The sequence below is a fragment of the Microcystis sp. M44BS1 genome (genome assembly GCF_020244875.1).
GTDB classification, from domain to species: Bacteria; Cyanobacteriota; Cyanobacteriia; order Cyanobacteriales; family Microcystaceae; genus Microcystis; species Microcystis panniformis.
Genome location: NZ_JADBVM010000238.1, coordinates 1 through 21,083 on the forward strand (window position 1 = coordinate 1; position 21,083 = coordinate 21,083).

General features: G+C 37.5%; 17 protein-coding genes. 10 read left to right on the forward strand and 7 right to left on the reverse strand.

What is annotated here, in order from left to right; all coding sequences use genetic code 11:
* Nucleotides 1-449: 449 nt before the first annotated feature.
* The 4 genes from IM515_RS18490 to IM515_RS18505 all read right to left on the reverse strand — a co-directional run bounded on the left by IM515_RS18490 (nt 450) and on the right by IM515_RS18505 (nt 1,432).
* Nucleotides 450-791 carry a XisI protein gene (locus IM515_RS18490; RefSeq protein WP_002767575.1) on the reverse strand — a complete coding sequence of 114 codons (342 nt, stop codon included), beginning with the start codon at nt 789-791 and terminating at the stop codon, nt 450-452.
* Nucleotides 779-949 (reverse strand): element excision factor XisH family protein, encoded by a 171-nt coding sequence (locus IM515_RS18495; RefSeq protein ID WP_287627115.1) that lies wholly within the window; start codon nt 947-949, stop codon nt 779-781. The genes IM515_RS18490 and IM515_RS18495 overlap by 13 nt, the downstream gene beginning before the upstream one ends.
* 103 nt (nt 950-1,052) lie before the next feature.
* The gene (locus tag IM515_RS18500; protein WP_223211814.1) at nt 1,053-1,238 is read right to left on the reverse strand and encodes a type II toxin-antitoxin system RelE family toxin; all 186 of its coding nucleotides are present in this window, start codon (nt 1,236-1,238) and stop codon (nt 1,053-1,055) included.
* The gene (locus tag IM515_RS18505; protein WP_002760112.1) at nt 1,235-1,432 is read right to left on the reverse strand and encodes a RelB antitoxin-like protein; all 198 of its coding nucleotides are present in this window, start codon (nt 1,430-1,432) and stop codon (nt 1,235-1,237) included. The genes IM515_RS18500 and IM515_RS18505 overlap by 4 nt, the downstream gene beginning before the upstream one ends.
* A 457-nt stretch (nt 1,433-1,889) precedes the next feature.
* Between IM515_RS18505 and IM515_RS18510 the strand changes: the two genes are divergently transcribed.
* Entirely contained in the window at nt 1,890-2,084 is a 195-nt protein-coding gene (locus IM515_RS18510; RefSeq protein WP_190723405.1) for a PIN domain-containing protein, read from the forward strand.
* Nucleotides 2,085-2,139: 55 nt separating this feature from the next.
* Here the strand turns inward: IM515_RS18510 and IM515_RS18515 are convergent, their stop codons facing one another.
* Together IM515_RS18515 and IM515_RS18520 are read right to left on the reverse strand one after the other, a co-directional pair.
* Nucleotides 2,140-3,462, reverse strand: coding sequence for a tetratricopeptide repeat protein (locus IM515_RS18515; protein WP_287627116.1), 1,323 nt, complete (start codon nt 3,460-3,462; stop codon nt 2,140-2,142).
* Nucleotides 3,455-4,957, reverse strand: a complete 1,503-nt coding sequence (locus IM515_RS18520; protein WP_287627117.1) for an nSTAND3 domain-containing NTPase — start codon at nt 4,955-4,957, stop codon at nt 3,455-3,457. The genes IM515_RS18515 and IM515_RS18520 overlap by 8 nt, the downstream gene beginning before the upstream one ends.
* Nucleotides 4,958-5,258: 301 nt before the next feature.
* On the opposite strand from IM515_RS18520, the gene IM515_RS18525 reads away from it, so the two are divergent.
* The 9 genes from IM515_RS18525 to IM515_RS18565 all read left to right on the forward strand — a co-directional run bounded on the left by IM515_RS18525 (nt 5,259) and on the right by IM515_RS18565 (nt 18,374).
* Nucleotides 5,259-6,344, forward strand: coding sequence for a hypothetical protein (locus IM515_RS18525; RefSeq protein ID WP_287627118.1), 1,086 nt, complete (start codon nt 5,259-5,261; stop codon nt 6,342-6,344).
* Nucleotides 6,345-6,563: 219 nt separating this feature from the next.
* Nucleotides 6,564-7,157, forward strand: coding sequence for a nucleotide exchange factor GrpE (locus tag IM515_RS18530; RefSeq protein WP_172969308.1), 594 nt, complete (start codon nt 6,564-6,566; stop codon nt 7,155-7,157).
* A gap of 69 nt (nt 7,158-7,226) precedes the next feature.
* Nucleotides 7,227-8,801, forward strand: a complete 1,575-nt coding sequence (locus IM515_RS18535; RefSeq protein WP_149977991.1) for an Hsp70 family protein — start codon at nt 7,227-7,229, stop codon at nt 8,799-8,801.
* A 39-nt stretch (nt 8,802-8,840) separates the two neighbouring features.
* Nucleotides 8,841-10,367 (forward strand): Hsp70 family protein, encoded by a 1,527-nt coding sequence (locus tag IM515_RS18540; protein WP_149977990.1) that lies wholly within the window; start codon nt 8,841-8,843, stop codon nt 10,365-10,367.
* A gap of 57 nt (nt 10,368-10,424) precedes the next feature.
* Nucleotides 10,425-11,708, forward strand: a complete 1,284-nt coding sequence (locus IM515_RS18545) for a DnaJ domain-containing protein (protein WP_149977989.1) — start codon at nt 10,425-10,427, stop codon at nt 11,706-11,708.
* Nucleotides 11,709-11,879: 171 nt separating this feature from the next.
* A complete protein-coding gene (locus tag IM515_RS18550) occupies nt 11,880-12,302 on the forward strand; it encodes a hypothetical protein (RefSeq protein ID WP_287627119.1) in 423 nt (140 codons plus the stop codon).
* A gap of 11 nt (nt 12,303-12,313) precedes the next feature.
* Nucleotides 12,314-14,041, forward strand: coding sequence for a type IV secretory system conjugative DNA transfer family protein (locus IM515_RS18555; protein ID WP_287627120.1), 1,728 nt, complete (start codon nt 12,314-12,316; stop codon nt 14,039-14,041).
* Between the two features lie 5 nt (nt 14,042-14,046).
* Nucleotides 14,047-14,595 (forward strand): Mov34/MPN/PAD-1 family protein, encoded by a 549-nt coding sequence (locus tag IM515_RS26170; protein ID WP_002793844.1) that lies wholly within the window; start codon nt 14,047-14,049, stop codon nt 14,593-14,595.
* Between the two features lie 38 nt (nt 14,596-14,633).
* Nucleotides 14,634-18,374 (forward strand): WD40 repeat domain-containing protein, encoded by a 3,741-nt coding sequence (locus IM515_RS18565; protein WP_287627121.1) that lies wholly within the window; start codon nt 14,634-14,636, stop codon nt 18,372-18,374.
* 235 nt (nt 18,375-18,609) lie between these two features.
* Here the strand turns inward: IM515_RS18565 and IM515_RS18570 are convergent, their stop codons facing one another.
* Entirely contained in the window at nt 18,610-20,997 is a 2,388-nt protein-coding gene (locus tag IM515_RS18570; protein WP_287627122.1) for a DUF3769 domain-containing protein, read from the reverse strand.
* Between the last annotated feature and the right edge of the window lie 86 nt (nt 20,998-21,083).

A 21,083-nucleotide genomic window follows, 5' to 3' on the forward strand; every position in this document is an offset into this window, starting at 1 on the left:
AACGCAGTTCGCCCCTACATTGTGGACAAAATCCGTTACTGTAGGGGCGCAATGCTTGCGCCCTCCGATCGCTCAGGTTTGCTGATCACCCTAAGTAGGGGGAGAGCCTTCGAGGTGTTAGGGACTTGCGCTTTGATAATGTGCCATCTGATCTGGCTGGTCTGGTTCTTCTACAGAGCGATTTTCTGGCTGGGATATTATTCCTACGCAAGTCCCTAATCACCACCGAAAAGCAAACCAAACCAATGCACCGAGTCAGGAAAATTCAGATTGTTTCAATAGACATCTCTTTTGCATGAGTAGAAAACGGGTTTCTCGGAGAAACCCGTTTTCTGTGCGTTACTCAGTCTCAACTTAGTTGGGGTTTAACAACCTTTCTAGATTTTAACCTCAGCTAAAAACGCGATCGCCTTCTCCTATCTACACAGTAAAACAGCGATCGCCCCTGATTAAGCAATAGCAAATTCTGTTAATTCACGACTTGCAGGATCATGAAATGCTAAAACAATATCTTCTTTGGGAATCCCTGCTTCTAATAATTGAGAGGTGATTCCTATTTCTGTCCAATCCTGTTCAATATAAACTCTTTCATTTTTAATACGAATATGAATCTGAATATTGTTGATTTTCTTTTTGTTTATCCAACCAATAGACATCCATAGATAATGATCATGATTTTCATCAAAAATCAAACAGGTTTCTAGTTTTTTTTTGGATGAGCTATTCGCAATTTTGTCTAGCTTTGTTAAGGTATTTTGAATAATTTGGCGATAGTTAGTTAGTTTATCCATTGGACAATCTCCTCTTTTTCGATGTTGACAACTAATAAATCTAATTGGTGTCTTTTAATAACGGCTTGAATAGATTTTCGTTGGAAAAAAGTCTCATAAATTTCATCTTTGATAGCCAGATAGATTTCTTGGTAAGCTAAACGGCGCTTAACCTGCATGATCCAATAGCTATAACCCTTTTGGAGTCTATATCGGTGCTCCGAAGTAAAAGCCGTTTAGCTTATCTAGAATAATCACCTTTTTTGCGGAATCATCTATCCCCTAAATAACGCGATAAACTCCAATCCGAATCCGCCAGCCTTCTCGTCCTGTCAGTTTGAGACACCCTGTTGGTCTTGGATTGTCAGCTAATGCTCTAATCCCGTCTCGAACTTTCTGATAACTATCTTGGGGAAGATTAGCTAAAGCCTTAGAAGCTTGTTTTTTAATCGCAATAGTGTAATTCATTGACGACTATTTTCAATTTCGGCGATCGCCTCTTCAAAAGGAATTTCTTCCTCTTCCGAAATAGCTAAATCATAGGCTCTAATAGCATTCAATTCTTCAGAATCTTCTAGGAGTTTTCGATATTCCTCTATATCTAAAAGAATACCGATTTGATTACCCTGTTCATCAGTAATATACTTTTGCTTTAATGGCATTGATAATTACCTTGTTTGTTAATTTTATCCCCTATTATAGCTCAAATTTCTCCTGCATCCTCAACTCAATAGCGATCGCCCTTCTCAAACACAATAAAATGCGATCGCTCCAATTAAAGTTAAGATGAGAAACTATACCTCAACTTATCCTAAGAATTAAAGATTAAAAAGTATTTCCTATTCTACAAACTAATGGTATTAATTTAGCTAGAGTTGAGGGTTTGACTTTAGAAAATTGGAATGCTATAATAATGCCTAAATACCAATATTCGGAATAAGTAATTATGCCATCTTTAGACTTCTTAATTAAAGAATTGAATAATAATGGTAGCGAAGTAATAGATATAATTAAAATTTATTCCCCAAACACCATTAAGCAAAAAGTTATGGGAAATCCGACAGCGAGCGATTGCATCTGGATTGCAACTGCTCAATGAAGACGAAATAGAACAAGAACTTGCTGCACGTCGAGGAGGGTGCAGTGAGTCATGAAATTGCTGGCACTTACGGTTTAGCGGCGATGGATGCACTTCACGTTGCTGCTGCGCTGCAAATTCAAGCTGATGAACTAATCACCACCGAAAAGCCAACCAAACCAATGCACCGAGTCAGGGAAATTCAGATTGTTTCAATAGACATCTCTTTTGCATGAGTAGAAAACGGGTTTCTCCGAGAAACCCGTTTTCTGTGCGTTACTCAGTCTCAACTTAGTTGGGGTTTAATAACCTTTCTAGATTTTGTTCACAGTTCTCTTTATGTGAGAGCATATTTAATTTTTCAGAAAGATGTAATGCTTGTTGCCAGTGATTAATAGCTGATTTAAGATCATGGGTTTTTTCTTCAAATTCTGCCAAAATAATTAAAGTCTCTAGTTCTATATATCGTTCTCCAATATCGAGGGCAATATCTAAAGCTTGATTAAGATATTGATAGGCTAGATCATCCTTTCGAGTGATACTATAAATTTCTCCTAATCCAGCACAAGCATGGGCAACACCTGCCACATCTGAAATAGCTAAAGCTCTTTTCTTTTGTTGTTTAAAGTATTTTTCAGACTCCTGAAAATTTGCTTGTTGCCAATAAATTGCGGCTAAATTTCCCAAAGAAAAAATAATTCCTGCTTCATCGGTTATTTGCTCAGATAAATCAAGACTTCTTTGAGTATAATCGATAGCTTGATTCAAATCATTGATTCGCCGGTATGCTTCTCCTAAATTTCGTAAAGCTGTTGCTTGATAAATAAGATTTTTAATTTTTTCTGCCCATTTTAAGTATTTTTCTAAACAAGCAATAGTCTGGTCAACTTTTCCCTGATAACCATAACAATTACCGGGATTTAAATAAGCAACATTAATAATCTCAAATTTTTCGTCACAATCGGGAATAATCTCGGCTAGATTTAAAACTTCATTCAGTACTATTTCAGCGCTTAAATATTCCCCTTTTATTCCATCAATTGTTGCTATATTTACTTTTCCTCTTGCTTTCCAAAGAGGATTATTTAATTGCTCTGCTAAGGATAACAGTTTCTCTGCATAATTTTTTGCTTGGTCTAATTGTCCTAATTCTCGATACATATAACCAAGTTCACTTAAACAGAGAAAATCGGTTTCATTGTCAAGATTTCCCAATAATTCTTTACACAGTTTTATGCCCTCTTCATAGCGTCCCCAGATGCGTAATTGTTTGTGCAAAGGGAAAGAAGTTGGGTCATGAATTTCTAAGGGTAAAGAAAATAAAGATTTAGCTTCTTTATACCAACCTAATCGACATAGACAGAGAAATGCTTCCACATAACGACTTGCCCGTTCTTGAATAGAGAGCTGCTGTCCCATTTTATCCTTAATATGGCGTTCATAACCAATTAAATGCCAGATAAATGCGCCAAAATGTGCTTTTTCAAAATGACTTCCTGTCGCCCCTAAAATTTCCCCTTTTTGTTTAACTTGAGCGAGTTCTCCAAAAACAGTAAAATCGATACTTGTGAGACGTTCTTTGACTCTTAATTGAGGAGATTGAAAATCATTCATGATTTGGGTTTCCTTCTTTTCTTTGGGTAGATACTAGACGCTTGAAAGCAACATTGCGAATTAAGCTGTGCTGTTTGATATGTGGTTCATATCCCAGTTGTTTTTGAGTTTCTACTAAATAACGGTTAAACAAGGTAAAAAGAGCTAGGTCTAAATCCTGTTCCTCGTATTCTGAGAATAATTGAAGATTTTCAAACCACGCATTTTTAAATTCAAAAGATGAATAAGTGGAGCCATAGATAAGCAATAAATAAGCAGTTTTAAAAGTGTTTTCAAGTCGCTCTATTGTTCTTTCGATTTCCTCCTCTAACAGTTGTTTTCGTAATTGTTTGGTCATTAAGTTAACTTTGTAATAATCATCAGGATTGGCTTTCTGAGCTTCATCAATCATTTCTCTTAATCGTCGAAATCGGGATTTATTCTCGTCATAATAAGTGCTTATATCTCCATTCAGTCTATCAATAATATCACCAGAAATTAAGCGGATAGCGAGAGGATGTCCCTCATAAAGTTTTCCGATCTCTTTAAGGTAAGCAAGGTTACGTCCATGAAGAATTAATTCGACTTCTGCTTGTTGAAATAAACGTTCAAATAACTGTAAACTTTCCTGATCCTCTAATCCCATTAATGGCTGAATATGCCAATATTGATCTTGACTAAAAGTTTCAAAATCTTCAGGCTTATCCTGCGAAGTTATCACAATTCGAGTCTGACAATTTTCGGCTTCTAATATCTTTTGAAAAAAGACTCGCCAGAGGGGGTCTTTAAAGCGATTACTGCCATCTTGTTGTTCTCCTTGTAAAAGATTTTCCATTGAATCAAACCAAATCAATCGACGATTATTGCTCAGATGATTAACCAGTTGAGTTAATAATTGTTCTGGGTTTTTTGCTTGTTTTGCCGTAACAGGTTCATCGCCACGATTGAGTAAATCAATAGCTGTGCTGATAAAGTTTTGTGCTTCTGATTGCGACTGTTGATCCTCCCGTTGATTAAACCCATCAAAATCAATAGGCGGTTCAGGAGGAAACCCTTCTTGACACAAAGCTAAGGCCAATTTGTAGGCGAGGGCAGTTTTCCCAATACCTGTTATTCCCGTAATTACGACCATGCGACAATCGCCTCTTAGTTTTTCCAGTAAATCACTTTGAAGAGACTCTCGCCCCACCCAGATAGGCTCGATATCTTGAGTCAGTTTTTGCAAAAGATTATCTAGATCTGCGACTTTTGAAGGGTCGATGTTCAAAGCTCGACAAAAGGCGAAAAAACCTTCCGATTGAATGTTTTTACCCCTCAAAAAATGATCTAAAGTCTCTGGTGAGCAGGAATTGGCATAGGAAAATCGGTAATCCAGATCTTCTACCCAGTCTATACGAGGTTGACAAAATTGACTAGCTTCCTTACATAAATGCCCTCTAGTCCAGCCTTCTTTTTGTTTTTGCGCCCATCGGGTTTTGACTTGCTCAAGTCCCGCTACGGAAAGTTTTAACTTCATTGCTCTCTATTCAATCTACATAAGTTTATTTCTCTATTGTTGATCAATTATCCCCAGAAATTCTCATTTTTTGAAAAACTTTCTCTCAATGTGACTAAGTACATATCAGCTATTTGCTCAATTATAGGTATAGGAAGCCATTCAAGCTTTCTAATTCTTTCTAATTCCAGCTTCTTTTGCTTTTTGCGCCCAAAAATCATCGTTTTGCTTGCTTCTTCGTAGAAAATCTCAGGATTTCTATCGCTTTATTCCCAATGAAGAGAGCCTCATTGCTCGTTGTCCTCTTCCTAAGGGTAGCAAAATGGCTATTTCTCAAATAATCAACCAAACCAATGGTAAACAGTTTATCCCATTATCATCTACATCGGTGCGGCTACTGTCGTCGGATGGAGTTGATGTCAATCACTTATTTAGCAGTCAAATACGAGAGCGTCACTATGAGCAACTTTCTTGTTGGCTTAATTTAAAACCAAACGAGGAAAAGGATTTAACGGCACAAACATTTGAAACGCTAAAGACCACAAATTACACACAAAAGGATCCCCTATTCACTTTGAGGACTGTCCGAAGAATGTTACAGGATAACGGTCTTCTCTTTGTCTATGATATATCCCAAACTCCTGATATTGAGCAATATGTGAAGATTCTGTTTTCTTGTGCTGGATTTATTGTATTAAATAACATTGGCAACTGCTGGATTCTTCGCAAAAGAGCCTTACTTTGTTTTGAGGTGCCAAAGGTCAAAGGTTATCTGGTCAAGGAAGCGGAAACACCGGCAGAAATTGAATCCTATTTCTTATTTCTCAAGAATCGCTATCCTGAGTCGCAAAATTATCGCAAAGAAATCGACGATTTATTTACTCACCAATCGGTTATTTTTCTGGCCTATCCTGAACAGAATCCCTCTCAGGTAATCGGTGTTGCACGTTATACCTATTCTCTGGCTGAATATGGTTACTATTTGCCTTGTCAACTGGCAACAATTTGTGAAGGAAAACATACAGGAAAGCATTTGATGTTACCCAAAAATGTAACAAGCATCGGAGAAAGTCTCTCTCTCTATGATAAACAGGGAACTGGCAAAATAGGAACAAGTTATCTTGTTTATCAGCAATTGATTCGAGCTATCTTGACTTACAAACATGATATCGCTCACACTGAAATCTCTTACACGACTTATCCAAAAGGGGACGAAACGATTGAAGCACTGTATAAAGAACGTTTTGGATTTAAGCACACTCTACACGATCATGAAAAAGTTTGCTTAAAATATGGAACATTTGCCGGTCAATGGTATCTCATTGAACTGGAGCAGTGGATGATTAAGCATCAGTACCACAACGCTGACCAGATTTTTCATAAACACAAGCAAGCGTTTGCGGTGTGAAGTCTGGCTTAATAGGTTGCCGATAAATACTAGATTTTGGGAACTTAAGGTAAATTATCCTGAAAATTGGCTATATCCTTAAGTGTCCCGAAGTTGAACTAGAGTCTTAGCGATGCAATGCCTTATCCCACAAAGACTTGCAGCTTTTCAAAAAAAATTTGCATCGGGGAAAGTCCCAAGTTTATCCTCAATGGAACAGTGTTGTATAAGTTTTTGCCCATGAATACTCAAACAGACACAGAATTATCGCCAGCAGACGTTGACAATCAGCAAGGTCAAAAATTGACGGATTCATCCGAGATAGGTAATCAAATTCTCGACAAGCTTGATCACCTTCAATCAGGATTAGATTCTTTAGGTGATATTTTTGAGCAAAGATTAACCTACGATAAAGAGAAAGAAAAGGCTTTTGACCTGCTCTATACTGAACTTCAAGCACTCAAAGAAAATTCAGCATTTGATAGTGTAAAACCCCTTTACTTAGATTTGATTCTCTTGCTGGATAGAGTTGAAAGTATTAAAGAAAGTATCACTGACGACAAGATAGAAAATCGATCTGATTCCATAAAAAATATTCTAACATCAGTAAGTGAGGAAGTTTTAGAAATTCTCTTACGTCAACAGATAGAGGTCATCCAAACTGTTTCTGGAACGACATTCAACCCCTCTTGTCAAAAAGCAATTCAAACCCAGGAAACTGACGTTGAGTCGGAAAATAATAGGGTTTTCTCTATTGTTCGTCGTGGCTTTCATTATGGCAATCGAATTTTACGGCCGGAGGAGGTAATTGTTTCTAAGTATCACAGAGCGTAAATTTTTCATTATTAACTTGTTGATGTCTTAAAATCTGACATTTACTCTCAAGAAACGACAGAAATTCAAATGAGTGAAGCAATTATTGTAGGAATTGATTTAGGAACAACTTTCTCGGCTATTGCTTATGTCAACAGCTATGGCAAGCCTGAGATTATTCCTAATTTAGAAGGCGAAAGAACCACTCCATCGGTCATTTTTTTTGAAGATGATGGTACACCAATTGTAGGACAAATTGCCTTCAATCAAGCCATTACCAATCCTGAAAGAACGGTTCGTTTTGTCAAACGGCAAATGGGAAATCCTTCTTTTCGCTTTAATGTTGATGGAGAAGATTACCTTCCAGAAACCCTATCTGCTATTATCCTAAAAAAGCTTAAAAATGATGCAGAAGAAAGACTCGGAAAGGAAATTAAAAAAGCAGTTATTAGTGTTCCTGCTTACTTTAAAGATGCTCAAAGAGAAGCTACTAAACAAGCAGCAGAGATTGCAGGATTAGAAGTTATTCGCATTATTAATGAACCCACTGCTGCTGCATTAGCTTATGGTTTAGATAAAGAAGAAGACCAAACGATTCTCATTTATGATTTTGGGGGAGGAACGTTTGATGTCACTATCTTGAAAGTAGCGGGACGTGAATTCACTGTTTTAGCGACTGATGGAGATCCTCAATTAGGAGGAAGTGATGTGGATGCAGTGTTAGTTAAATATCTGGCTGAAGACTTCAAAGAAGTCCATAATGTGGATTTAAGAGAACAACCTCATACCAATCAAGATTTATGGCAAAAAGCAGAAATAACTAAAAAAGATGTCGGGGTAAGACCTTCCGTAAAAGTTGTGTTATCCCATGGAGGAAATACCGCTAGTGTCAATATTGACAGGGATGATTTTGAGGATTTAATCGAGGATTTGATTAATAAGACTGAAACCTATATGAAGAAAGTCATTAGAGATGCCAAGATGGATTGGTCAGATATTGATAAGATCATATTGGTAGGCGGATCTAGTAGGATTCCTGCTGTTCAAAAAATGATCAAGCGTGTCACAGGAAAAGAACCTGTAAAAGATACAAATCCTGATGAATGTGTGGCGTTAGGCGCTGCTATTCAAGCGGTTGTTGCTGCTAAGGAAACACAAAAAGATTCCAATGGCAAAAAATCCACTGAAGAAACGCCAGAACTGAAATCAGATAAAGGAGAATCTGTTGATCTAGTTATCAATGAAGTTGCTTCTCATAGTTTAGGGATTCAAGTTAAATCTGCACAAACGGGTAAATATATCAATAGCATTATTATTCCTCGATTAACTCAGATCCCTTGTGAAAGAACAAAGATTTATACAACTTTAGAGGATAATCAATCCCGTGTCGATTTTGATGTACTTCAAGGAGAAGATGAAGATCCCCGTTCACCCAATATAGATCGGATTGGCAAAACGGGATTAAAAAATTTACCCCCTTGCAAAGCAGGAGAATTAAAGATTGAAGTCACCCTTAAATATACGGCGGATGGCATTATTGAAGTTGTCACTCGTGAACAGATGAGTGGTCAGGTTTCTCGTGAATCTATCATGCAAAAATCTGGCATCCTTGCTGATGATATTGTTGAAGCAAGTAAGCAAAAGTTAGAAGCGATGGAAATTTAGTTTTTTTCAGTTTAGTTAATTTATTTGGAGGAATTTATCATGGCTAAAGTTATTGGCATTGACTTAGGAACAACTTATTGTGCTGTTGCCTATACTAATAAGTATGGGAAACAAGAGATTATTCCTAATCGTGAAGGAGAAAGAATTACACCTTCAGTTGTTTTATTTGAAGATAGAACTCCTGTTATTGGCAGTATAGCTAAACGTTCTGCTGTGGCTATGCCTTTAGACACGGTTCAATTTGTCAAACGATATATGGGAGAAAAAACTTGGAGATTTATTACTGAAGATGGTGATGAATATACTTCTGAAGAAATTTCAGCTTTCATTCTTAAGCGCTTGAAAGAAGATGCTGAAACAACATTAGGGGAACCAATTAAGGGTGTTGTTATTACTGTACCTGCCTATTTTAATGATGCTCAACGTAAAGCAACAATGGATGCAGGAAAAATTGCTGGTTTAAACGTATTACGAATTATTAACGAGCCAACTGCTGCTGCTTTAGCTTATGGAATTAATCAGGAAAAAATTAATCAAAAAGTCTTAGTTTATGACTTAGGAGGTGGAACTTTTGATGTCACTATTATGGAAATAAAAAAAGGAGAAATTAATGTTATTGCTACCGGTGGCGACAAAAACTTAGGTGGTTTTGACTGGGATAACAAAATCATGGAATACCTGAATGAAGAATTTAAAAAAGAATCAGGCATTGATCTTTTTGATGACCCTACTTTAACTCAAGATTTAAGGGATAAAGCAGAAATTGCCAAGAAAACTCTCTCTAGTAAAAGTACAACTAAAGTATTTTTATCGACAGGAGGGAAAACCATCTCCATTTCAATGACAGTAGAAAAATTTCAAGAAATTACTAATTCATTGTTACAAAGAACAGAAACAATAACTGAGCTTGTTCTTGAAGATGCTAAATTAACTTGGAAAGATATTGACAAAGTTCTTCTTGTAGGAGGCTCAACACGAATGAAGGCCGTTGCCACCTTAATTGAAAAAATGTCAGGACAAAGACCTTCAATGGAATTACATCCTGATGAAGCGGTAGCAATAGGTGCAGCTTTTCAAGCTGAATTATTACAAATTAAACAAGGAACATCGGACTTAGTAGAAATACAAGATTTTCCGTTGGTTGGAATCAAAGATGTCACTTCTCATAGTATAGGAATGATTTCTGTTGATGAACATATGCGGAGTGTTAATAGCATCGTATTGAAAAAAAATACAGTCATTCCTTGTCAATTTAGTAAGACATTCTACACTGTTCGGGATAATCAGCAACAACTTCTTGTACAAGTTACTGAGGGCGAAAGTAATAACGTTAGAGAAATTACTGTAAAGGCTGAAAAACCCATGAGAATTAAACCTTATCCTAAAAATTCCCCCATTCGAGTGGACTTTGAATATGATTCCAATCAAATGATTAGTGTTAAGGTTTTTGACTTAGCTCCCCAAAAACCTGAATTTATTGGTGAAATTCAGATTGAAGCCCGTTCTTTAACCGAAGAACAGGTAGAAGAGAAACAGCAAAAAATGAGCTTAACTTCAGTTAATTAAATTCTCAGCAACGCATTCATTAAATATCAACCAAACATATATCATTGGAGGAAAACCATGAAAGATTACTACAAACTTTTAGACATTCAAAAAGAAGCCTCTGAACAGGAAATTGAACAAGCGATTCGTAAACAAACACGGCGGTGGCTTGGACAACAAAATCATCCTGATCAACAACGTAGGCAAGAAGCCGAACGAGTTATGAAGGAATTAGAAGAAGCCAAGACTATTTTGCTTGATCCTATCAATCGTCAAAAGTATGATCGTGATTTAGCTAATCAGCCGATCGAAACACACCAAGTTGATGAGAATGATTTATCTCAAAATGCTGACGAACTCATAAAGGAAGCACGAGAGCTAATTGCAATTGGTGCAATTCCCGAAGCGATCGTTGTTGGAGAAAGAGCAACTCAAATAGCCCCCAATAGTGCCGATGCTTGGTCAGTTGCGGCCCGTGCTAAATACTTATGGGGTGAGACTAGAGATGCAGACTATGAATTTAAAAAAGCAATAAAACTTCGTCCTAATCATGCTCCTTTCTATTTTGATTATGGACTTGTTTTAGAATCTTCAGCTGATTCTCAAAAGTATAAAGCTGTTGCTAATTCACCTGATGAAGCTTTGATGAAAGCACTTGAACAATATGAGCGTGCTTATTCAATAGATAAACAAACAACCTATCTAGCTGCTCAAGGGGGAATATATATAAATACACCTCAATATGCAAAAGGGATAGAAATTTATGAACGCTGTGTTAGTCTAGAGCCTAATGAAGAAGAATTTAAAAGAGTTTTAGCAATAGCTTATGTTCAAGTATGCCACCGAAATTGGACTTATGTAGCAAAAGACAATGTTTATTACGCAACAGAAATAGAGCAAATAAATGAGACTAAGTTGTATATTGAAAAGGCTCGTAATATTAACATCAATGATGACACGGTCACAAATGCTATTAAAGGAGGTGAGGAATTAATTGCCAAAAATCTTAACCGCAAATTTTTAGGAAGTTGGTTTTTAGCTATCATTGGTGGATTAGTTTATTTAGCTATTAGTAATAACTGGTTTGTTCCAATTATTTTATGTGTATTATATTTTGTATCTTGCCTAGTTCCGCAGTATGCAATCAATAAAAAAGTTCTGACAGGGAAAGGAGCCAGTCTAATGTATTATTTGATCTCACCTACTTCTAATCTGTTAGCGAATTTCATTATTTGGGCTATTTTAGGTTCATTTTTTCCTCTAATTATTATCATAAATTTTATGATTAATTATTGGGATGCGATCTTTAATAGCAGTAAGGTATCTTTGCCTAAATCATCTCAGCAAACTGAATCTAACTAATCGGCAAATTTATCAAGATGGTCAGATATTTCTTAATGGGATGGCTAGTAGTGAACAGATAGAGAGTTTAATTAACAACTCTGGCTTTTACATATCATCGGCTACAATACCTAGTGATTGATAAATTTTATCGTTTTCTTTGTACTACAAACTTTACCAAGAGGTGAATTTATGCCTAACGAATTTGTTCCCAGTGACGCTGAATTACAACATCATATTAATCAGCTTGAAGCAAAAGCTGCTGCACACCAAGCAGAAGCTAACAAATATAGTGAAATGGCACAGGGTGCTAGTGATCAAGAGCGTAAGGCTCTTATAGAAAAAGCTAAACAGGAATATCGAGATGCTCAGAATTGTAGAAGTCAAGCTAATGATTTGAGGAAACTTCTCAAACAACGACAAGACCAACAAAGACAAAAATTTTCTGAAGCTACAAAAGAAGTTATGAAAGCAAGAGAAAGAGAAGAAGCTGCCCGTCAAAAAACCCTTGAAGAACAAAGACAGAAACAAATGCAAGAAGTTGCTAGAAATGCTGCTAGTTTAAGTCAACAACCAATGACACAATTACCTAGCAATCAAAGAACTCAAGGATAGAGGAAAAAATCATGTCTCAAGATCCATTTAACTTAGTGTTTAAAATGTTTGAAATATCTATAGCAGTAGCAGGTAAAATACTGCTAATGTTTTTCAACATTGTTCGTCGCTATCCCTTTCATTTCTTAACAGGTTTGCTATTTGTTCTCGCTGCTAAATATCTTGTCCCTCAATTAACCGTTGATTATCTTGCTCTGATTTTTGGGGTTGGGTTTATAGCAGCAATGATCTTTCAAGTAAAAAGCTTTGCTCTTCCTTCTAAAAGTTCAGATAGAAAAAAAATTGGTGGTGGACAAGCTACAGCACGCTGGTCAAATGAAAAAGATCTGGAAGCCTTAAATCTATTTGATTCTCAAGGTCTTGTGCTAGGAAAAATTACGAAAAAGAAAGGAATGATCTCACGAAAAACACAATCAGATTCACTACTACTTAGATTTAATCAAGATTGGAGTGGCTTTGAAGGCAATTTAATAACTATTGCTCCCCCTGGTGCGGGTAAAGGTGTTGGAGTAGTTATTCCTAATCTTTTAACCTATCCCGGCTCAGTTATTGTTACAGATCCTAAAGGAGAAAATTATGCAGTAACAGCACTCGCACGTCGGCGTATGGGACAACAAGTATTTTGTTTAGATCCATTTGAAATCTGTGACAAAAAAAATAAAGCGAAATTAAATCCCTTGGATCTTTTAGATCCTGACGAAGATGACTTAATAGATGATGCAAGAACTTTAGCAGATTCTTTAATTTTAAGACCAAAAAGTGAGCAGGGTAATAACAAATATTTTAATGATGAAGCAGTTACTCTTTTAACGGGATTTATTCTCTATGTCGTTTGTGAATCTTTTGAAGAATCGAGACATCTAGGAGAGGTAAGAAAACTTCTCACTTCTCCTCCTAATGAATTAGCTTTTCACCTTAACATGATGGAACTTTCTCCCTATGCTCATGGAATAATTGCCAGAACCGCATCTGGTTTTAAACAATTACCAGTAGACACCGCTTCTAGTGTCCTTTCCACTGTTAAAAGTAATACCGGATTTCTTGACTCTCCCAGAGTTATCAAGTCTTTATCTCGGAGTAGTTTTGATATTAAAGACCTCAAAAGAACGGGTGATGTTTCTCTTTACTTAGTTTTACCTACTGATAAATTATCATCCTATTCTCGCTTACTCCGATTATGGATAAGTACGGCTATTCGAGCCATTTTAAGTGTTCAAGGTAAACCGAGACATCGAGTTTTATTCTTACTAGATGAAATGGCACAATTAGGTCGGATGGATTCTCTAAGAGATGCTGTTTCAATTGTCAGAGGTTATGGCGCAACTATTTGGACAATTTTACAAGATTTATCTCAAATAAAAGCACTTTATCCCAATGATGAATGGCAACCATTTATTTCTAGTAGCAAGGTGCAGCAGTATTTTGGGGTCGCCGACTTAGAGACGGCCAAATATGTCTCAGAAAAGCTAGGCAAAACAACAATTGAAGTGATATCGACTAGCGAGGGTCAAAATCAAAGTTATGGTCAAGTTGGTGGCAATAGCACAAGTTCTGGAACTACAAGAAACCAACAAGTTAGAGACCTTCTACATCCTGATGAAATCATGAGAATGAATCGCAATGAACAAATAATTTTTATTCAAGGTCACGATCCAATTATGGCAAAAAAGATAGAATATTTCAGAGAACCTTACTTTCAAGAAATGTCCTGTGACAATCCTCAACACGAATCAGTTTAGTAAAAATGTTAAACTACTTAAAACTCCAAACTATTTTTTCAGAGAGAGCCTTTTTAGCAATTGTCGCCGAAACCTATGAAAGCTCTAAAACAGAAACAGGTGGAATTTTCTTGGGAATAAAAACAGTTAATATATGGTACATTCTCGAAACATTAGATCCAGGCATACATCCTATTTTTCAACCCGGTTATTTTGAATATGATACTGAGTATATTAATCATTTATCTAAGAAAATAGGAAGATATTATCAGGAACCTATAGAACTTCTTGGACTTTGGCATAGACATCCTAGTAGTTTTGATTGTTTTTCACAAACTGATGATATAACAAATAAAAAATATGCTTCTCAAAATTCTGATGGAGCTATTTCTGCCCTAGTTAATCTTGACCCTGATTTCCGATTAACGATGTACCATGTTTTAATTGAACCCGATTCTTTATCACGCCCTCAATATACTAAAATTCCTATAGAAGTAGGCGACCACCTCATCCCAGAAAAATTTTTAACCCTCAAATCCTTCCCAGATTCCTTAGAAAATATTAATCAACATTGAAAATATAGCTATAATGAGAAAAATTATCTTCATAGATTATGCCAAGACTAAATACAAGTGATACAGTTAAAGAACAACTTTCTCTTTTGTTAAGAAGATTATTAACGTATGTAAACGGTGAATTAGTAGATCAAGCTTATTGGTCAGATAAAATAATCTATAACTGGTTGAAATATGATAAACCTCACCCAAAACTAATTGTCAAAACAGAATTAAAGGTTTTGGTAGATTTTTGCAACGCTGGTACTAAAAAAACATCAGTTATTTCCCTCACTACAATTCAGATGAGAAATGTTCTTGATGTTTTAAAAGATTGGGGAATTCTTACAGATAATCGCACGAATCCTCAAGGATCACGACAAAGGCACTTCACCCTCAACCTTTGGAGTTCATTTACAGAAGAAAATTTGTGGAAATTTGAGGAAGAATGGGATAAGCGTAAATCTCCCGGTCTTGAAAACTCATCAGTTAAAACAGAAATAAATTATGATAATTTCGGATTAATTCCTGATATTTCTCAGATTTATGGTAGAGAAAAAGAACTAGAATTATTAAAACAAAAGTTTTTTCAAAATAGTCCCCCGTGTAAAATTATCGGAATTTTCGGAATAGCAGGAATCGGAAAAACATCTCTTGTCTGTAAACTGATTGAGCAAATTCAAGAGGAATTTCCCCGTGTTATCTATTGGTCTTTTTTGAATCCTCCTTTACCCCTAGAATTTCTTGAAAATATAAGTAATATTATTTCACAGAATATTAGTTTTAAGACAGAAGATAAATTTAAAATAAAACTGATAAAATTTATCAAGATACTAGCCAAATCTCGTTGTTTATTGTTTTTAGATAATATTGATGCGATTATTGAGCATGAAAACTATCGAGAATATAGTGAAATTTTACAAGCAATTGGTCAGTCAAAGCACAATAGCTGTTTAATTATAACCAGTCGAAAAATTCCTCAAGAACTTGAATCGTTAGTGGGAAATAAGACTTCAACCTATTTCCGAGAGTTACAAGGACTTGACTATCAAACTGGACGGCAAATTTTGGGAGATATTGACACCTTTCATGGTTCAGAGGATGAATGGCAATTTTTAATTCAACAAGTCTGTCACGGCAATCCTTTATTCATCAAATCTATCGCTCATCATATTCAACGAGTTCATCATAATAATCTCTCGGATTTTCTTTTAAAAGGGAATCTTCTGATAAAAAAAATCGAGTCTATTTTAAATTCTTACTTTCAGCAACTATCTAATTTAGAAAAAGCGATTATTTTTGAGTTAGCGATTAATCGAAATCCAGTTTCTTTGTCGGAGCTAGAACATAATGTTATCATTGAACCTGACGGTAAAAGTATCCAAGAAGGAATTAGATCATTATCTAGCAAAATTCTGTTAGATAAAAAAGATGACTACTTTACCATACATCCTCTACTGATTGAATATTTCACTCAAAAAATTATTACCATAGCAACAGAAGAAATCAAAACTCAAAAATTCCAATTATTAAGAAGTAACTCCTTGACTAAAACCACTGTTCCTGATTATCTAAGAAAGATTCAAATTAATGTTATTTTACACCCAATAATTAAGAACTTAATCCATAATTTTCAAGAAAACAATCTGGAAAGCAACCTAATCGATTGTTTAAAGACATTAAAACATCAATCTTCTGGACAAATTGGCGGCATTGCTGGCAATATTATCAACTTACTTAATATACTGAAAAATGGTCACTTAATCGGCTACGATTTTTCTCATATCTCTATTCGACAAGTTGATTTCTCAAACATTAAACTCAACCAAGTAGATTTTTCATACTCACAGTTTTTTGACTGTATTTTCCCTCAAACTTGTGGCAGTATTTTATCAATTTCTTGCAGTCAGTTTAATCGCTCTTTTCCAAGAGAAGATCTTTTAGCAACTGGTGACAGTCATGGGATGATTTACCTCTGGAAAGTCAAACAAGACGGAAAATTAGAATTAAGCAAAAGCTTTCCTGCTCACGGAAGCTGGGTGTGGTCAGTAGCCTTAAATTCCGAGGGACAGTTACTAGCAAGTGGGGGACAAGACGGAATTATTAAAATTTGGTCTATTACAACAGATTTATCTATAAATTGTCACTCTTTGCCCCACCCTTCTCAAAAACATCATGCTCCTATTAGAGCAGTTGCTTTTAGTGCTGATAGTAAGTTTTTAGCCACAGGAAGTGAGGACAAAACCATCAAAATATGGTCAGTTGAAACAGGAGAATGTCTCCACACCCTTGAAGGACATCAAGAACGAGTGGGTGGTGTTACTTTTAGTCCAAATGGTCAACTTTTAGCCAGTGGCAGCGCTGATAAAACCATCAAAATATGGTCAGTTAACACAGGAGAATGTCTCCATACTCTTACAGGACACCAAGATTGGGTTTGGCAAGTTGCCTTTAGTTCCGATGGTCAACTTCTAGCCAGTGGAAGTGGGGATAAAACTATTAAAATATGGTCTATTATAGAAGGAGAATATCAAAATATTGATACTTTAGAAGGACATGAAAGCTGGATTTGGTCAATTGCTTTTAGTCCGGACGGTCAATATATAGCCAGTGGAAGTGAAGATTTTACACTGCGATTATGGTCAGTAAAAACCAGAGAATGTCTTCAATGTTTTAGGGGATATGGCAATCGATTATCATCGATTACTTTCAGTCCCGATAGTCAATATATCTTGAGTGGTTCTATAGATCGATCGATCCGATTATGGTCTATCAAAAACCATAAATGTCTTCAACAGATTAATGGTCATACTGACTGGATCTGTTCAGTAGCTTTTAGTCCCGATGGAAAAACATTGATAAGTGGAAGCGGAGATCAAACGATTAGATTATGGTCAGGGGAAAGTGGCAAAGTAATTAAAATTTTACAAGAAAAAGATTATTGGGTTTTATTGCATCAAGTCGCGGTTAGTCCGAATGGTCAACTGATTGCTAGTACCAGTCACGATAACACCATCAAACTTTGGGATATTAGGACAGATGAAAAATACACTTTTTCCCCAGAACATCAAAAGCGCGTATGGGCGATCGCTTTTAGTCCTAATAGTCAAATGCTGGTAAGTGGTAGTGGAGATAATTCTGTTAAGCTTTGGTCGGTTCCGAGAGGATTTTGTCTCAAGACTTTTGAGGAACATCAGGCCTGGGTATTATCAGTAACTTTTAGTCCTGACGGAAGATTAATAGCAACTGGTAGTGAAGATCGAACTATAAAACTCTGGTCTATTGAAGATGATATGACTCAATCTTTGCGGACTTTTAAAGGTCATCAAGGAAGAATTTGGTCTGTTGTCTTTAGCTCTGACGGTCAGCGATTAGCCAGTTCAAGTGATGATCAAACGGTCAAAGTTTGGCAAGTCAAAGATGGTAGATTAATTAATAGTTTTGAAGGTCATAAGTCTTGGGTATGGTCAGTGGCCTTTAGTCCCGATGGGAAGTTACTAGCAAGTGGAGGGGATGACGCAACAATCCGAATTTGGGATGTTGAAACAGGTGAACTTCATCAACTTCTGTGTGAACATACTAAAAGTGTCAGGTCAGTGTGTTTTAGTCCCGACGGTAAGACATTGGCCAGCGCAAGTGAAGACGAGACGATTAAACTTTGGAACCTAAAAACAGGAGAATGTCAGAATACTTTACGCTCTCCTAGACTTTATGAACAAACAAATATTAAGGGAGTAGAAGGGTTGAATTATGAAACGATCAACACAATGAAAATTTTAGGAGCTTTTCTGTCACGTTGAAAAAAAGATAGAAGTTAGCCAAGGGAGAACGTAGGTTGGGTTGAAGCATGAAACCCAACGCCCGCATGGGTTACGCTACCGCTAACCCATCCTACAAATAATTGTGCCTCCCTACTTAGAAGTTAGCCAAGGGAGTCTCAATGAGAGGTAATCCCGATCTGAAAATCCCTAAAACCCCACACCCCACTTCATAATTCATAATTCATAATTCATAATTCATAATTCCCATGTAGTCTTAACGGGTTACTCCATCCACCACTGGACGGACATCGCTACCCTCAAAATAGCCGGGGTTGCCTGTCCAGTTGAAATCCGAGACGCGGATGTTGAGTATTCCCAACTGCAGCACCGGGTTATAGCGCAAAATTAAACTATAGGTGCGACGACTCCATTCGAGAAAATATTCTGTACTGATTTCCTTCGCTTGATCGATACTATAAACACTCTGGAAACCCACGCGAATCGGACCATATACCTGTTGAGTTATACCATAGGACATGGTTTGTTGATCAACAAAGCGATCGAAGAAAAAGGGTGATTGTCCGTTAACCAAACCCTGACTAAAACTGATATTAAACCCGGTATAGTCGAAAAAATTGCGGGAAAAACGCCCAAACTGTCCCAATAATCCCACGGTTCCCGTGACGGAATTTTGCGTCTCTCCATTAGTGTAATAACTGGTGACACCGGTGACACCAGTGACAAGAGCAATATAGGGTTGAACGGGAAGAGGAGAAAATCTTAACCCTTGGTCGGGAGTCGGTGGTAAAGTAAGGGCAGACCAGAGTAAAAAACTGCGATTGAGGGAGACAGCACCCTGAAAACGGCTTAAATTAGTCACATTATCCGTTGCATTGGCCGCTAAGAGATCACTGCGATCGGTGGGTGCGTTAACATTCTGAACAGAAGCTTGATAACTGAGTCTAATATCCGTATTGGGGACAACAATCACCGGTGAGGTCAAAATTGCCCCAAAACTGCTATTAACCGTCTGAAACCCCAAAGAACCGTTAAAGAGACGCTCGCGATAATTGTACTCCACATTGAGCAGATAGGGATACTGCAACTGTCCGATCGTCTGTTGAAAGCGAATTTTAGAACGAACACTATTTTCGATCTGTTCCAAATCTAAATTAGAAAAAGAAGCTGTCGCTTGCAAAAACGAGCGCTCGCCAAAATTAGTGGCAAAATTGCCCAATAAACCAAAAGCTTTCGGACTAAGGGGCGAAACTTCCCCACCTCCGGGGTTAGCTGAGGGAAAAGCATCGGGATTGAGGACTTTTTGCACTAAATATTGCGGTGTCAACTCAAAAAGAGTCTTCGGTGTCTCCACTAAAGTTAGGGGACTTTCTACGAAAAATCCGCCCCGATCCTCCCCATCATAGCCCGGGGCAATTAAAAAAGGACGACGACGACGGCGATCGAACGTAAGACTATTAATAAAAGTGGGTGCCACTACCCGTTGATCGAAAACCAACTGGGAATTACTCATCCGTAACTCATCGGTAAAGGGGCCAGTACTGCGAAAAGTGGCGGAATTAGCCCGAACTTCCAATTCAGGAGGGGAAAAAGGGTCATTAGTCAGACGCACATTAGTGGCATTCCACACCTTACCATCAAAATTCAAGCGCTCGGCCTGAAAACGGACACGATTAATCGTTCCCCCCGACGGACTATTAATATTCTGTCGATCGCGCCGACTGGGATCCTGTCCCCCGACGACAAATTGAAAACCCTCTCCCGTCGTGATTCTCTGCAAGGGTTGATTTAATGCCAAACGATCGGTTAGGGTTCCAAAAGAACTACCGGCCCCCACATCCGTGGGCAGCGTTTGTCCTAAATCCCTAGCGGTGCTGGGTTGAAAAATTTCCCCATTAGCATTAAATACCACACCGCTATCCTGGACGAAATAATACTCAAAGCGATCGCCGCGCAGGATTTGATCTCCCCGGGTTAGGATCACCTGGCCCTCCGCTACCGCTAACTTTTCGGGAAGATTAATCTGTAAGCGATCGGCTGTTAGTACACTTTGGGCAAAACGCAGGGTGACATTACCTCTAGCGGTGATAATCTGCCGATTTTGGTCAAATTCCTGCTCATCGGCCACTAATTCTAGGGGTCTTTCCTCTTCTGGATTAGCGGACTGAGCTAGGCTGTTATTGAGGGAAATAAAGTATTCTTGGCTGGTTTTTTCGCCTTTTTTCCGCACTAATAGCCGAGTTGAGCCATTTTTCTGGTTAAGAGCTTTTTGATTTAATCCTGAAACTATCTCGGTTTCGGGATTAATGGTGACACCAACGGCTGCGGGGGGTGGAGAATTCTGAACAGAAAGGGGTTTTCCTAAAGCTGCCGCATCACCCGCACTGCTAGGTAATGGTTTGAGGGGAATACCCTGATCGGGAACCAAGGGTTTTACCTCGACGGTTTCCGGGGGTGGAGTGACGGTGAGGGGAATAGAAACGCTCTCTTCTGAAGGCTTTTTTGCCTCTAGAGGTGCTGGGGTGACAGGGAGGGGAACTACAGACGTGGGACTATTTTCAGAAACTTGGCGCTCCTCCGTTTCCGGTTCAGCTACAGTATTAATTAGGGCAGGTGGTTCAACAGCTAAGAGAAAAAAAGACATGACTGCACGAGTCGGCGATCGAAATAGAGGACGAGCGAACCTCAATGATACTACCACGATCATTATTTCTAGGGAGACAGGGAAAG

What these genes read in the sequence shown, in the direction of transcription:
- IM515_RS18490 (WP_002767575.1), bottom strand. Translation starts at nt 791, where the DNA reads ATGGATAAACTAACTAACTATCGCCAAATTATTCAAAATACCTTAACA.
- IM515_RS18495 (WP_287627115.1), bottom strand. Translation starts at nt 949, where the DNA reads ATGCAGGTTAAGCGCCGTTTAGCTTACCAAGAAATCTATCTGGCTATC.
- IM515_RS18500 (WP_223211814.1), bottom strand. Translation starts at nt 1,238, where the DNA reads ATGAATTACACTATTGCGATTAAAAAACAAGCTTCTAAGGCTTTAGCT.
- IM515_RS18505 (WP_002760112.1), bottom strand. Translation starts at nt 1,432, where the DNA reads ATGCCATTAAAGCAAAAGTATATTACTGATGAACAGGGTAATCAAATC.
- IM515_RS18515 (WP_287627116.1), bottom strand. Translation starts at nt 3,462, where the DNA reads ATGAATGATTTTCAATCTCCTCAATTAAGAGTCAAAGAACGTCTCACA.
- IM515_RS18520 (WP_287627117.1), bottom strand. Translation starts at nt 4,957, where the DNA reads ATGAAGTTAAAACTTTCCGTAGCGGGACTTGAGCAAGTCAAAACCCGA.
- IM515_RS18525 (WP_287627118.1), top strand. Translation starts at nt 5,259, where the DNA reads ATGGCTATTTCTCAAATAATCAACCAAACCAATGGTAAACAGTTTATC.
- IM515_RS18530 (WP_172969308.1), top strand. Translation starts at nt 6,564, where the DNA reads ATGAATACTCAAACAGACACAGAATTATCGCCAGCAGACGTTGACAAT.
- IM515_RS18535 (WP_149977991.1), top strand. Translation starts at nt 7,227, where the DNA reads ATGAGTGAAGCAATTATTGTAGGAATTGATTTAGGAACAACTTTCTCG.
- IM515_RS18540 (WP_149977990.1), top strand. Translation starts at nt 8,841, where the DNA reads ATGGCTAAAGTTATTGGCATTGACTTAGGAACAACTTATTGTGCTGTT.
- IM515_RS18545 (WP_149977989.1), top strand. Translation starts at nt 10,425, where the DNA reads ATGAAAGATTACTACAAACTTTTAGACATTCAAAAAGAAGCCTCTGAA.
- IM515_RS18550 (WP_287627119.1), top strand. Translation starts at nt 11,880, where the DNA reads ATGCCTAACGAATTTGTTCCCAGTGACGCTGAATTACAACATCATATT.
- IM515_RS18555 (WP_287627120.1), top strand. Translation starts at nt 12,314, where the DNA reads ATGTCTCAAGATCCATTTAACTTAGTGTTTAAAATGTTTGAAATATCT.
- IM515_RS26170 (WP_002793844.1), top strand. Translation starts at nt 14,047, where the DNA reads ATGTTAAACTACTTAAAACTCCAAACTATTTTTTCAGAGAGAGCCTTT.
- IM515_RS18565 (WP_287627121.1), top strand. Translation starts at nt 14,634, where the DNA reads ATGCCAAGACTAAATACAAGTGATACAGTTAAAGAACAACTTTCTCTT.
- IM515_RS18570 (WP_287627122.1), bottom strand. Translation starts at nt 20,997, where the DNA reads ATGTCTTTTTTTCTCTTAGCTGTTGAACCACCTGCCCTAATTAATACT.